General features: G+C 63.6%; 14 protein-coding genes. 13 read left to right on the forward strand and 1 reads right to left on the reverse strand.

Annotated elements, in window-relative coordinates:
- Positions 1 to 19: 19 nt before the first annotated feature.
- From SMA01S_RS16335 to SMA01S_RS16355, 5 genes are all read left to right on the forward strand, one after another.
- Positions 20 to 1,276 carry a cytochrome b gene (locus tag SMA01S_RS16335; protein WP_066824727.1) on the forward strand — a complete coding sequence of 419 codons (1,257 nt, stop codon included), beginning with the start codon at positions 20 to 22 and terminating at the stop codon, positions 1,274 to 1,276.
- Between the two features lie 71 nt (positions 1,277 to 1,347).
- Entirely contained in the window at positions 1,348 to 1,893 is a 546-nt protein-coding gene (locus SMA01S_RS16340) for an RrF2 family transcriptional regulator (protein ID WP_066824730.1), read from the forward strand.
- A complete protein-coding gene (locus SMA01S_RS16345; protein WP_066824732.1) occupies positions 1,890 to 2,537 on the forward strand; it encodes a response regulator transcription factor in 648 nt (215 codons plus the stop codon). Before SMA01S_RS16340 ends, SMA01S_RS16345 begins: the two co-directional genes overlap by 4 nt.
- A 109-nt stretch (positions 2,538 to 2,646) precedes the next feature.
- Positions 2,647 to 3,003 (forward strand): response regulator transcription factor, encoded by a 357-nt coding sequence (locus SMA01S_RS16350; protein WP_066824793.1) that lies wholly within the window; start codon positions 2,647 to 2,649, stop codon positions 3,001 to 3,003.
- Positions 3,000 to 4,694, forward strand: a complete 1,695-nt coding sequence (locus SMA01S_RS16355) for a PAS domain-containing sensor histidine kinase (RefSeq protein ID WP_157093990.1) — start codon at positions 3,000 to 3,002, stop codon at positions 4,692 to 4,694. Before SMA01S_RS16350 ends, SMA01S_RS16355 begins: the two co-directional genes overlap by 4 nt.
- A 37-nt stretch (positions 4,695 to 4,731) precedes the next feature.
- Here SMA01S_RS16355 and SMA01S_RS16360 read toward each other — a convergent pair whose 3' ends face one another.
- Complete coding sequence (locus SMA01S_RS16360; RefSeq protein ID WP_066824734.1) at positions 4,732 to 5,553, reverse strand: alpha/beta fold hydrolase; 822 nt, start codon at positions 5,551 to 5,553, stop codon at positions 4,732 to 4,734.
- A 339-nt stretch (positions 5,554 to 5,892) separates the two neighbouring features.
- On the opposite strand from SMA01S_RS16360, the gene SMA01S_RS16365 reads away from it, so the two are divergent.
- The 8 genes from SMA01S_RS16365 to SMA01S_RS16405 all read left to right on the forward strand — a co-directional run bounded on the left by SMA01S_RS16365 (position 5,893) and on the right by SMA01S_RS16405 (position 13,138).
- The gene (locus SMA01S_RS16365; RefSeq protein ID WP_066824737.1) at positions 5,893 to 6,654 is read left to right on the forward strand and encodes an SDR family oxidoreductase; all 762 of its coding nucleotides are present in this window, start codon (positions 5,893 to 5,895) and stop codon (positions 6,652 to 6,654) included.
- A gap of 44 nt (positions 6,655 to 6,698) precedes the next feature.
- On the forward strand, positions 6,699 to 7,127 hold the full coding sequence (locus SMA01S_RS16370; RefSeq protein ID WP_066824740.1) for a hypothetical protein: 429 nt from the start codon (positions 6,699 to 6,701) through the stop codon (positions 7,125 to 7,127).
- 75 nt (positions 7,128 to 7,202) lie between these two features.
- Positions 7,203 to 8,000, forward strand: coding sequence for a sensor histidine kinase (locus SMA01S_RS16375; RefSeq protein WP_157093991.1), 798 nt, complete (start codon positions 7,203 to 7,205; stop codon positions 7,998 to 8,000).
- Positions 7,997 to 8,626, forward strand: coding sequence for a glutathione binding-like protein (locus SMA01S_RS16380; protein ID WP_066824753.1), 630 nt, complete (start codon positions 7,997 to 7,999; stop codon positions 8,624 to 8,626). The genes SMA01S_RS16375 and SMA01S_RS16380 overlap by 4 nt, the downstream gene beginning before the upstream one ends.
- On the forward strand, positions 8,623 to 9,393 hold the full coding sequence (locus SMA01S_RS16385) for an SDR family oxidoreductase (RefSeq protein WP_066824755.1): 771 nt from the start codon (positions 8,623 to 8,625) through the stop codon (positions 9,391 to 9,393). Before SMA01S_RS16380 ends, SMA01S_RS16385 begins: the two co-directional genes overlap by 4 nt.
- 51 nt (positions 9,394 to 9,444) lie before the next feature.
- The gene (locus tag SMA01S_RS16390) at positions 9,445 to 10,233 is read left to right on the forward strand and encodes an alpha/beta fold hydrolase (RefSeq protein WP_066824757.1); all 789 of its coding nucleotides are present in this window, start codon (positions 9,445 to 9,447) and stop codon (positions 10,231 to 10,233) included.
- 47 nt (positions 10,234 to 10,280) lie between these two features.
- Complete coding sequence (locus tag SMA01S_RS16395) at positions 10,281 to 11,558, forward strand: ferritin-like domain-containing protein (RefSeq protein ID WP_066824759.1); 1,278 nt, start codon at positions 10,281 to 10,283, stop codon at positions 11,556 to 11,558.
- A 665-nt stretch (positions 11,559 to 12,223) separates the two neighbouring features.
- Entirely contained in the window at positions 12,224 to 13,138 is a 915-nt protein-coding gene (locus SMA01S_RS16405) for an MBL fold metallo-hydrolase (RefSeq protein ID WP_066824764.1), read from the forward strand.
- Positions 13,139 to 13,150: the final 12 nt, after the last annotated feature.

A 13,150-nucleotide genomic window follows, 5' to 3' on the forward strand; every position in this document is an offset into this window, starting at 1 on the left:
GGGAGGATTGATAGCGCTCATGAGCTTTCCCTGGGCCAGGCAATATCAGCCGAAGCATCCGGCGATGCGCTGGTTGGACGACAAGCTGCCGCTGCCGCGGTTCGTCTACAATGCGACGGGCGTCGGTTATCCGGTGCCGCGCAACCTCAATTATTTCTGGAATTTCGGTGTTCTGAACGGCGCGGTGCTGCTCATCCAGATCGTCACCGGCATCGTGCTCGCCATGCACTATGCCGCGAACACCGATGTCGCCTTCGATCGCGTCGTCCACGTCATGCGCGACGTCAACAGCGGCTGGTTCATTCGCTATGCGCATATGAACGGTGCGTCGCTGTTCTTCATATCGGTCTACATTCACATGTTTCGCGGCCTCTATTTTGGCTCGTACAAGGCACCGCGCGAAATGGTGTGGCTGATCGGACTGGTCATCCTGCTGCTGCTGATGGCCACCGCATTCATGGGCTATGTCCTGCCGTGGGGGCAGATGAGTTTCTGGGGCGCGCAGGTCATCACGGGGCTGTTCGGTGCGATCCCGGTGATCGGCAAGCCGATCCAGACCTGGCTGCTGGGTGGCTACACGCCCGACAATCCGACCTTGAACCGCTTCTTCGCGCTCCACTATCTGTTGCCGTTCGTCATCGCCGGCGTGGCGATCCTGCACGTCTGGACGATCCATATTCCGGGTTCGAACAACCCCACCGGAGTCGACGTCAAAGGGCCGCAGGACACGGTGCCCTTTCATCCCTATTACACCGCGAAGGACGGGTTCAGCCTGGCGGTGGCGATGACATTGTTCGCAACCCTGATCTTCTTCTGGCCGGACGCGCTCGGGCATCCCGACAATTATACGCCCGCCAACCCGCTCCAGACTCCAGCGCATATCGTGCCCGAATGGTATTTCTGGCCGTTCTACGCGATCCTGCGGTCGTTCACCGTCGACTTCATCCTGCCGGCCAAATTGTGGGGCGTGCTGGCGATGTTCGCCTCGATCGTCCTGCTCTTCTTCTTGCCGTGGCTCGACACGTCGCCGGTGCGATCGGGGCACTATCGCCCGGTCTTCCGCAAGTTCTTCTGGTTCGGTCTGGTTCCGTGCGTGCTGGTGCTCGGCTATTGCGGTGGAGCGCCGGCCGAGCCGCTTTACCTGATCGTCTCGCAGGTCGCGGCGGCCTATTATTTCGCGCATTTCCTGATCATCCTGCCGCTGATAGCGCGGTTTGAGAAACCCCGGCCGCTGCCGACCTCGATCACCGCGGCGGTGTTGTCCGGCAGCACCTGATCTCGGCGGAGAGAAGAGGATGCCGGCGTTTCGATTTGCAGGCCATAACGCGGACTGATATTATCCGCGTTATGGCACATCTAACCGTCAGCGTAGAGTATGGCGTTCACAGCCTTCTGTGGCTGACCTATGCGGGTGACAAGGCGCTGAGCAGCCGCGATCTCGCGGATTTGCAAGGCATCTCACACAGTTATCTCGCCAAGATCTTCCCAAAGCTCGAAAAGGCTGGAATCGTCCGCGCGTCGGAAGGGGTTCGCGGCGGGTATATGCTGTCTCGCGCGCCGGAAGAGGTCAGCGCCCTGCAGATCGTCGATGCGATCGAAGGCAGGAAACCATTGTTCGATTGCCAGGATATACGGGGGCGCTGCGCAATCTTCGGCGGCGCGCCGCCGACCTGGGCCACCAATGGTGTCTGCGCGGTGCACGCGGTTATGCTGCGCGCCGAAAAGGCGATGCGGGATGCTCTGGCCGGGCAGTCGCTAGCGGATATCGGGCGCGCCCTGGGGGACAAGGCTCCGCCGGAATTTGCGGCCGAAACGCAGACCTGGCTCGACACTCGTCTCAGCGCCCGTGTGGGGAGGCCGGGCGCGCCATCTGAAAGGGAGGTCCCGACATGACCGGTGCTAACGTCGATCAGGAACGCCCGCTCGTCGTGATCGTCGACGATGATGAGGCCGTTCGTGCTTCGCTCGAGGAATTGATGCTGTCGGTCGGTATCGAGGCGACGGGCTTCGGCTCGACGCGCGAATTGCTCGAGGCCGATTTGCCCGAGCGCCCCGGCTGCCTGGTGCTCGATGTCCGAATGCCGGGATCGAGCGGGCTCGATTTGCAGCAGCATCTTGCCGCGACTGGCAATCCAAAACCAATCGTGTTCCTGAGCGGCCACGGCGACATTCCGATGACGGTACAGGCGATGAAGGCGGGTGCGGTCGATTTCCTGACCAAGCCTTTCCGCGACCAGTCACTGCTCGACGCGGTTGCCATCGGTATCGAACGAGACGTCGCACAACGCGCCGACGCGCGGCTGACAAAGGAATATGCCGACCGCCATGCCACGCTTACGCCGCGCGAACGCCAAGTCCTCCACCTTGTGGCGCAAGGGCGCCTCAACAAGCAGGTCGCGTTCGAACTCGGCATTACCGAGGTGACGGTGAAACTGCACCGCAGCAGCGTGATGAAGAAGATGGAAGTGTCGACGATCGGTGAGCTCATCCGCGTCTGGAACGCACTTCCGGCGACGCTGCGCGAACAGGCGACCTAGACCATGGTATGGTTCCAATCCGGTGTTGACTCGGCGACATGCGGGGGCGGCCAATCCGGCCGTGTCAGTAAGGCCCGTTCGCTTGTTCCAACCGCCGATGATTGCAATCGTGGACGACGACCAGGCGATACGCGAGGCGCTCTACGACCTGCTGCAGGTGGAAGGGCTGGTTGCGCGGATGTTCGAGAACGGAGCCGCCTTCCTGGCCGATGTACATTGCCTGGAGTTCGGTTGCGTCATCACCGACGTCAGGATGCCTGAAATGGACGGGCTTGAACTCCAGCGGCGATTGCGCGGCTCGGGTTCGGCCATGCCCGTGATCTTCATCACGTCCTCGGTCAATGAAGGTACCCGTGAGCGAGCGCTGTCGGACGGGGCGGTTGCCTGGTTCACCAAGCCCGTTGCCGACGCCGAGTTACTGTTCGAACTGCGGGCCGCGCTGGAGCGCCGGAACACAGGAAGATGAGCACCGCCCCTGTTCCGATGACAAAGGCCGACCAGGCGACCGAGGAGGGATTGGAGCGATTGGTGCCGCCCCGGAACAGCGCGACGCTGGTCGCCGAAACCACGGCCTGGTGGGCGCTCGACATATCGGCCGCGCGTTCCACCATTGCCGCGATAGCGCGCGGCGATGGTCCAGTGCATTGGGTTGAGGCATTGCTGGCGGGCGTCACCATCGCCGACATCGACGACAACAATCTCCATTTCCTCGGGCGCGCTGGCGGGCGCGCCCGGATGATTGGACAACCGTTCACCGCTTATTGTCCGCCGGAGAGCTGGCAAATCGGCGCCGAATTCATCCTGGCGGCCGTCGCGAACCACCCCCCAGGAGCACCCCGGTCGCGCGCCATTACATCGATTGCATTCCGCGACGGCTGGGCCGAGGTCTCGACCGACGAGGCCCATCCCGACATCGTCTTCATCGCGGTTGGCGGCACTGTGGCCGATGATCGCTCCTTCTGGTCCGTGCGCGCCAGCGAAGAGCGCTATCGCACCCTGATCCATCATCTTCCCGGTGCGCTGCTACAGGTCGATTCCCGGCCGATGACCGCGATATTCGATAAGCTCCGGCAAGATGGCGTTAGGGACATCGGTGTTTATCTCGATGCGCATCCGGATCTTGTCGGGCACTCGCGAGGCATCGTTCAGGTCACCGATGCCAACCGCGATGCGCTCAAATTGTTCGGGGCCGATCGCGTTGAAGATCTGATCGGTCCGGTCAATTTCCTGTTCGCGGCCTCGGTCGACACGGCAAAGCGGGTGATCACCGCGCATTTCGCCGAGCAGCGGACTCATGCAGAAACCACCAAGATATATACGTTCGACGGGCGCTTGCGTGACGTGGAAATGGCAGTGACCTATCCGACGCCGCCGGAACGGGTGGACGTGACGCTCATCAGCCTTATCGACATTACTGACCGGCTCCGCACCGAAGCGCAACTGCGCCAACTGCAGGCCGATTATACCCGTGCGACGCGAATCTCGATGCTCGGCGAACTTGCCACTTCGATAGCTCATGAAGTGAATCAGCCGCTCTCAGCGATCGTAACCAATGCCGAAACCAGCCTACGCTGGTTGTCGCGTGCCGAGCCCAATCTGCCCAAGGTGCATCAGCTCACGACACGAATCGTCGATAGCGCGCGGCACGCCAGCGAAATCGTTCAGCGTATCCGCAGCATGGCGGCGCGGCGCCCGCCCGAGCGAATCGAGCTCGACCTCAACGAAGTCGTCGAAGAAGCGCTGCAATTCGTTCGCCACGAAATTGAATCGCGTTCGATCAAGCTTTCGGTCAGGTCCGGCCGCCGACTGCCGTTGGTGCTGGCGGACCGCGTTCAATTGCAGCAAGTGATCGTCAATCTCCTTCTGAATGGCGTTCAGGCCCAGAGCGGCCAAGAGGGCCTGATCGACGTCAGCACGCTGGCGGCGCTCGACGGGACCGTCCAACTCACCATCCACGATGGCGGTCCCGGCATCGCAAACGAGAATCTCGGGCGCGTTTTCGGCAGCTTCTTCAGCACCAAGGATGACGGGATCGGCATCGGGTTGGCGATCTGCCAGTCGATCATCACGGCGCATGGCGGGACCATCGTTGCGGCGAACCATCCAAATGGGGGTGCGATCTTCCGCTTCGCGCTACCGGCCTCTGGGAAGAAGTGACGCCCGGCACCTGGCGTGGATGCCGGGCGACGCGGTTTCAGCTCTTTAGAAAGGCAAGCAGATCGGCGTTGAACCGGTCGGCATGTGTGGCGGTCAGTCCGTGCGGCAGCCCAGGATAATAGATCGTTCGCGCGCCCTGAATCAGCTTGGCCGCTTTATGCGCAGAATCGTGGATCGGCACGATCTGGTCGTCTTCGCCGTGGACGATCAGCGTCGGGACGTCGAACTTCCTAAGGTCGTCGGTGAAATCGGTCTCCGAAAATGCCTTGATGCAGTCATGCGCGTTCTTCAGGCCGGCCTGCATGCTCAGCAGCCAGAACTCGTCGAGCAGGCTTTGCGGCACCTGGGCGCCGGGGCGGTTCGCGCTGTAGAAGGGGATGGCGAAGTCCTTATAGAATTGGGACCGGTTGGCGATGATGTCGCGACGCAACCCGTCGAAAACGTCGATCGCCAAGCCATCGGGGTTTGCGTCGCTCTTGACCATCACCGGCGGCACCGCGCCGAGCAGGAGGGCCTTGGACACTCGGCCGGTGCCGTGCCGGCCGATATAGCGTGCAACTTCGCCGCCGCCGGTCGAGTGACCGACCATCGTGATGTCGCGCAGGTCGAGTGCCTCGATCAGCTCGGCGAGATCGTCGGCGTAACCATCCATGTCGTTGCGCGTCGCGGTTTGAGCCGACTTGCCGTGGCCGCGGCGGTCGTGAGCGATCGTGCGGAAACCATTCTGTGCAAGGAAGTTCATCTGGATGCCCCAGGCATCCGAATTGAGTGGCCAACCGTGCGAAAAGGTCACCACGGGACCGTCGCCCCAGTCCTTATAGTAGATTTCGTGTCCGTCCTTGGTCGTGATCGTTGGCATTGGGGGGCTCCACTACTGTGCGCCCGGCGACCCGCTACGGGTCGCCCTCGGGCAGAGCGCGCCTATGACCGAAGGGAGGCGCTAACGATCGCACAGACGGCTATTCGGACCCCGCCTTCGGCAGAGGTGCCCTCGACCAGCGGCGTGGCTATGGACCGGCGACATGCCCGGGAGGCGCGCGCGGGCACCGTCGGATCAGCCGTTTGGTACGTCGGACCTGCACCAAGGACGAGGATCGCCCGACCATAAGCGAGTCCCGAGCATCCATCCGCACAATGGCCGGTCGAACAAATCTCGGCGATCCTCCAGTTCGTTACCGGCCAAGCGGAAGGGAAGACCATGAAGATTGTCGTCATCGGCGGCACGGGCCTGATCGGCTCGAAGGCAGTCGAGCTGTTGAAACAGCGGAATCACGATGCGGTCGCCGCTGCGCCGAGCACTGGCGTCAACACCATTACCGGCGAAGGGCTGGCCCAGGCGATGGCCGGAGCCGACGTGGTGGTGGACGTGTCCAACTCGCCCTCGTTCGAAGAACAGGCTGCCACGGACTTCTTCCGGACCGCCGGCGCCAACCTGACCGCTGCCGAAGCTGCCGCGGGCGTTCGGCACCACGTCGCCTTGTCCGTCGTGGGCACCGAGCGGCTGCAGGCCAGCGGCTATTTCCGCGCCAAGCTCGCGCAGGAACAGCTGATCAAGGCATCGCCCATTCCCTACACTTTGGTCCACGCGACACAGTTCTTCGAATTCCTGCGCGCCATCGCGCAATTCTCGATCGTCGACGGTGCCATCCGTCTGCCGCCTGTCCAGTTTCAGCCGATGGCAGCGCAGGATGTAGCGGAAGCGATCGTCGACGCGGCACTGGCCGCACCGCTGAACGGGACGATCGAGGTTGCCGGTCCCGAGGTCTTCACGCTTGACGAACCGATCCGCCGAATACTCGCCTTTGATGGTGACTCGCGCGCGGTGATCAGCGATCCGGCGGCGCCCTATTTCGGGGTCGCGGTGAGCGATCGCACGCTGGTTCCCGAAGCCGGCGCTCGACTGGGATCGACCCGCCTCGACTGGTGGCTGGCCCACGCTCCGCCTCCGCCGGCGCGATAAACGTCCGCTTCCGGCGACCACTCACCTTATCAGGAGATCGAACGATGCTGCGGCAAACATGCCTCGGGGCTGTCGTCGTGCTCGGCGTTGCTGCGCTGGCCAACGGTACATTCATGCTCATCTCGCCGGCGAACTGGTATTTCGCGGTGCCGGGCGTGACCACGACGGGTCCGTTCAACCAGCACTTCCTGCGCGATATCGGCCTTATCTTTCTGTTCATCGGCACCGCGTTTCTGGTCGGAACGGCCCAGCCGACATGGCGCGCCGCGCTCTGGTCGGCGGCATCATTGTGGTTGTGCGGCCATGCCCTGTTTCATTTCTGGGAAGTCGCCGTGGGCATTTGCGGACCCTCGGCACTGGTCCGCGATTTCGCGGCAGTGACGCTTCCCGCGCTGATCAGTGCGGTGCTCGCGCTTTGGTCGGTGGGCGAACGCGCGGGTCATCCGGACAAGGGATCGGCGGCCGCAGCCTGACCGCCACGGCTGCGGGGCATCGCTCCCCTCCCCCCAAGTGCCCCGCAGCCATCTTTTTTTGAAGGGACATAGGTCGTGAAACCACATCAGATGTCCGCGCCCGCCAATCCGGACTATTTCCGTTCGGGCGAAGGCGAACCCGCGGCCGGCGCAGGCGGGACAGCGTGGATCGCCGCCGCCGGTATCGTTCACGATCTCGGGAATCTGATCCAGATCGCGTCTGCTGCGATCAACATCGTCGGGCGCTCACCTCTTATGACGCCTGCGGATGCCGGCTCGATTCTGGATCGCGCCCGGCTCTGTCTGGAGCATGCCGGCGCGATCGTCCGGCAGAATGTCGGTCACCTGCGCGACCAGGCAATGGCGGCCCTGCAAAGCGACGTCGCCGTATGCCTTGCCGATGTTGTGACGCTGGTCGAGGCGATGGACGAGCCCGGACTCATTCTCGACCTGAATATCGCGCACGATCTGCCGGCGGTCCGCTGCGACCCGGTCGGATTGCGGCGGGCAGTCCTGAACCTCGTCCTGAATGCCCGGGACGCCATGGGCGGCAACGGGATCGTCGGGATCGACGCGCGGGCGCTCGCGCACGGCGAGGTCGAGCTACGCGTCCTGGATGACGGCATAGGCATGTCGCGGGCTACCATCGCGCGCGTTTTCGATCCCTTCTTCACGACGAAGAGCGACGGGCTGGGTGGCATCGGGCTGCCGATGGTCGAACGCTTCGTCCGCGAGGCCGGCGGAACGATCGCGATCGACAGCGAGCCCGGCATCGGCACGACGATTGCGCTGCGGTTGCCGGCGATCGCCGCGCCGTTGGCGGCGGGCGGCTCCGCGGTACCCACATCTCCTCGAGTTGAGTCACGTCGATGAAACTGTACTTCGCCCCGGGCGCCTGCAGCCTTGCTGGCCGCATCTCTCTTCACGAAGCCGGGCTCGTTGCGGAGTTCGAGCGGGTCGACCTGAAGACGAAGATCACCGAGCAGGGATACGATTACCTCTCGATCAACCCGAGAGGGTACGTCCCTCTGCTGGCGCTCGACGACGGGAGCGCCATCACCGAAAACATCGCCGTCCTGGAGTTCATCGCCGATCGCGACCCCGCCCTCGGGCCGGGAGGCCCGTTGGGGCGCACGCGGCTGCTCGAAATCCTGTCCTGGCTTTCCACCGAATTGCACGTCGCGTTCAGGCCGCTGTGGGATTCTGGCGATGACGCGGAGAAAGCGACCGCGGCGGATCTGGTGGCGAAGCTACTCGACATCATCTCGGAGCAAATCAACGAACTCTATCTGTTCGGGCCGCGCTTCACGGTAGCGGACGCCTATCTGTTCGCCATGCTGCGCTGGACCGGTGCACTCGGCATCACGGTTTCCCCCCAAATGCGCGGCTATTTCGAGCGCGTCGCCGAACGCCCTTCGGTTCAGCGAGCATTGTCGGAAGAAGGGCTGCCCAATGCTCGCAACCTGATCGACATCTCGTCCTTCGAGGCCTTGAAATGAAGATCGTGGTGCTGGGCGCCAGCGGCCGCATCGGTCGCAAGCTGGTGAGGACGTTGCGGCAGACCGGCCGGGATGTCGTGGAGGCGTCGCCGACTTTCGGCATCGACTCGGTGACCGGTGTCGGGCTGGCGAAGGCATTGGAGGGCGCGGGGGCCGTGGTCGACGTCTCCAATTCCCCGTCGCTCGAGGAGGCCGACGCCTTACGGTTTTTCGAGACGTCGGGCCGCAACCTCCTGGCCGCTGGGCGTGCCGCCGGCGTGCGGCACCATGTCGCCTTGTCGGTTGTCGGCGTCGACCGACTGGCGAGCGGCTATTTTCGCGCGAAGCGGTTGCAGGAGCAACTCGTCAGGGCCTCGGGCCTTCCTTTCACCATCCTGCGCTCGACGCAGTTCTTCGAATTCATCCGTGATGTCGTGCAGGAGGGAACGGCTCGCGAGATCACGGTATCGCCAGCGCTGGTTCAGCCGGTTGCAGCCGAAGACGTCGCCGGCGCGCTGACCGCCGCCTTGGCATCGGCACCGGCAAATGCCGTGCTGGAGATCGCCGGCACCGAGCGATTGCGCCTCAACGAGGTCGCGGTGGAAATCGCCACTGCCTACGAGGACGGCCGCCGCATCATTGCCGACGTTCATGCGCGATATTTCGGCGCGGAATTGAGCGAACGCTCGCTTCTTCCCGGTCCCGGAGCGTCGATCGCCTCGCACGGGCTCGACGACTGGCTGCGCGACAGCCTTCAGCCAGCCTGGGCCGGGATCCGGGCGATCTGAGCTACGCCGAACCGACCATCCCACCATCCCAACCATCATTCGGAGGCGCACATGCGCATTTCTCTTTTCGGCACTCTTCTGTTCGCCGTCGCTCTCGCCCATCCCGGCATCGCCACCGCCGGAGACAGATCCGGGCCGGAAAAGCCTACGATCGTGCTGGTGCACGGCGCGTTCGCCGAATCGTCGAGCTGGGACCCCGTCGTCGCCCAGCTTAATAAGGACGGCTATCGGGTCGTCGCTGCCGCCAACCCGCTGCGCGGTGTTGCCAGCGATGCCGCCGCGGTTTCGCGGATCGTCAAGTCGATCCACGGTCCGGTCGTGCTGGTCGGTCATTCCTATGGCGGGCCGGTGATCACCGAAGCGGCGACCGGCAATGTCAATGTCGCTGCGCTGGTCTATGTCGCGGCCTTCGCGCCGGAGGTCGGCGAATCCAGCCTTTCGCTTTCGGCAAAATTCCCTGGGAGCACGCTCGGCACCAGCCTGACCAGCATCGCGTTGCCCGGCGGCGACGAGGATCTCTACATCCAGACCGACAAGTTCCACACGCAATTCGCCGCCGACGTCCCCGCCGCGAAGGCAGCGTTGATGGCGGCTAGCCAACGCCCAATAACGCTCTCCGCGCTGGGCGAACCGTCGCGGATTGCCAGCTGGAAAACGCTCCCTTCCTACGTGATCTACGGCACCGCGGACCGCAACATTCCCTCTGCGGTGATGAAGTTCATGGCCGAGCGCGCTCACGCACGCGACACCGTCGCCATTGCCGGAGCATCGCACGCGCTGATGGTCTCGCACCCAGCCGAAGTTGCAGCGATGATCGAGGAAGCCGCCGGCGCGAAATAACGCTGCCGAGCCTCGGCCCATACGGCCCTCCTAAACGAGGAAAAGAAATGGCCCAGGATACCCTGCTACCGGCGGTCAGCCGGGAAAAGATCATGCACGCCCTCTATGAAGCGGCGGAAATCGAACATTGCCTGATGTGCACCTATCTCTACGCCGCATTCAGCCTGCGTGATGGCGAAGGGGAGGGGTTGACGGCGGAAGAGGCCGAGGCGGTGGCACGATGGCGCCGCGCGATCCTGGGCGTGGCGATCGACGAGATGAGCCACCTGGTGGCGGTCTGGAACATTACCGCGGCATTGGGCGGGGCTCCGCATCTTGGCCGAGCGAACTTTCCGCTCGATCCCGGTTATCTGCCTGCGGGACTGGTTGTCCGGCTGGCACCGTTCAACGAAGCGGTGATCCAGCATTTCATCTATCTGGAACGGCCGGAGGGGTCGGATGAGCCCGATGGCCCGGGCTTCGAAAGCCCGGCCAACCTGACACGGGCGATCCCGGGGTTGCGGCTTACGCCGACCGGTTACGATTATCGCACCGTCGGCGAATTCTATGAGGAGATCAGCGGCAACCTGCGCCAGTTCGTCGATCAGATCGGCGAGGCGGCCGTGTTTTGCGGCGATCCCGCCTTGCAGTTGAGTCCGGCCGAGATCCGCCTGGTCGGCGCTCGGCCGGTCATGCATATCGAAAGCGCCCTGGCGGCGATCGAGACCATCATCATCGAAGGCGAAGGCGCGCCGGCGGATCGCGACAACTCGCACTTCCAGCGGTTCAGAGCGATCCGCGAGGAATTCAAGGCGCTCAAGGCCAAGAACCCCGACTTCTCGCCCGCGCACCCCGCTGCAGTGAATCCCGTTTTACGGCGCCCGCCACAGCCCGAGGGGCGCGTGTGGATCGAAGATGTCGAAGCGGTGGCGACGATCGACCTGGCAAACGCGGCTTATGCGTTGATGCTGCGCCTGCTCGCCGAGGTCTATGCGCTGCCGTCGAGCGACAGTGACAAATTGCTCTATGTCGGGACGGCGGTCGGCCTGATGCAGGCGCTCACGCCGCTCGCGGAGCGTGCCGCGCGTCTGCCGGCGGGGCCATCCAATCCGCACTGCCATGCCGGGATCTCTTTCACGGCTTTGCGCGATACTGCTCCGCTGCCTCCGGGATCGAGCGCGCGGCGATATTATCTCGAGCGGATGGAAGAACTGGCGGCGGCGGCGGATGCGACCGATCAAGCGGATCCGCGCTGCCAGCGCGCCGCCAAGGTGCTGCACGATCTGCTCGGTCGGCTGCGTGCCGCCGCCGGCGCATCCGCCGGCTCCTCCTTCAGCCAGGCCTAGCGACGGGGCAGAGACGGTCGAGGGACGCCACGTCACGATCACGTTTGACGAGAAACGCTGCATCCACGCTCGATTCTGCGTCACGCAGGCGCCCGCGACATTTCTTGCCAATATGGAAGGTTCGTGGATCGGGCCAGACGCCACCGAACCGAACTATTGTGCGGCACGATCCGGCGCCGTCCCGCTCGCAGCCGGAGCTCACGACGCGCATAGCCGAAGCGATCCGGGCAACGCTGTCGCCGCGCTTTGTTCCGGATCGTGTCTACATCGTCCAGGCAATCCCCCGGACGCTCTCGATGAAGAGGCAGGAGCTGCCCATTAAGCGCCCGTTCGAAAGGCGATCACTGACCGAAGTAATCGACCCCGCCGCCATGGCGAATCCGGACTGTCTGAGCAAATATGTCGATCTGGCCGAAGCGTTCGCACGGCGCGAAAAGGCGCTGTTGATCCGGATCGGACGCGGTGACCGCCGGCGCGTTGGGAGGCGCGACACTACCCTTCGGTGGTGTCCGGTTCGCGGTGCCCGGCATTATGGGTGGCGCGACCTATACCCTCGTATGGTTTGGTCACTGCCTCGACCCCAATCGACCGCAAACACGGTGCGACCTAGCTTTCTCGATGCCGCGCAAAGACGCGCTTGAGATCGTGATCAGGAGGTTAGAAACATGAAGCCGGACAATATTATAAACCCCGTTGGACCGGATTCCGACGAACTGGTCCCGTCACGCTATGCGTTGCGGATCGGCGACATCGAGGTGCTCGTGATCAGCGACGGCGTGCTGCCGCTGCCTACTGAAACCATGTCGACCAACGTCGATCCCGCCGAGCGCGAGGCATGGTTCAAGGACATGTTCCTCGGTCCGGACGCATTCGACTGGGCGTTGAACGTGCTGGTGGTGCGCAGCGGCGATCAAACCATTCTCATTGACGCCGGTCTGGGCGGGCAGTTCGACGGCTTTCCGCGTGCCGGTCAGTCGCTTCGCCGGATCGAGGCCGCCGGCATCGATCTGGGATCGGTGACCGATGTGGTCCTCACACATATGCACATGGACCATGTCGGCGGGCTACTTGGCGACGACGTGAAGAGTCGGTTGCGTCCGGACCTGCGGATTCACGTTGCCGCCGCCGAGGTCGATTTCTGGGCGGCGCCAGACTTCTCGCAAACCGATATGCCGGATCCGGTTCCGGAGGTCCTCCGGTCGACCGCCAAGCAGTTCCTCGACCAGTATCACAATAAGCTGCATACCTTCGAGGAAGAGCATGAGGTTGCCCCCGGCGTCGTTGCCCGGCGCACCGGCGGCCACACGCCCGGCCACAGCGTGATTACCGTAACGGCCGGAGAAGAGCGGCTGACCTTCGCCGGTGACATCGTGTTCCCCGTCGCGTTCGACCATCCCGACTGGCACAACGGGTTCGAACACGATCCGGAGGAGTCGGTTCGCGTTCGCATTCGCATGCTGCAGGAAGCCGCAGCGAGCGGCGAATTGCTCGTGGCAACCCATATGCCGTTCCCGTCGGTCGGCCATGTCGCCCTCAACGGCGATCGCTTTCGCTGGGTGCCCGCCTTCTGGGATTATTGACGAATCGTAGAG

The organism is Sphingomonas mali NBRC 15500 (assembly GCF_001598415.1).
GTDB lineage: Bacteria > Pseudomonadota > Alphaproteobacteria > Sphingomonadales > Sphingomonadaceae > Sphingomonas > Sphingomonas mali.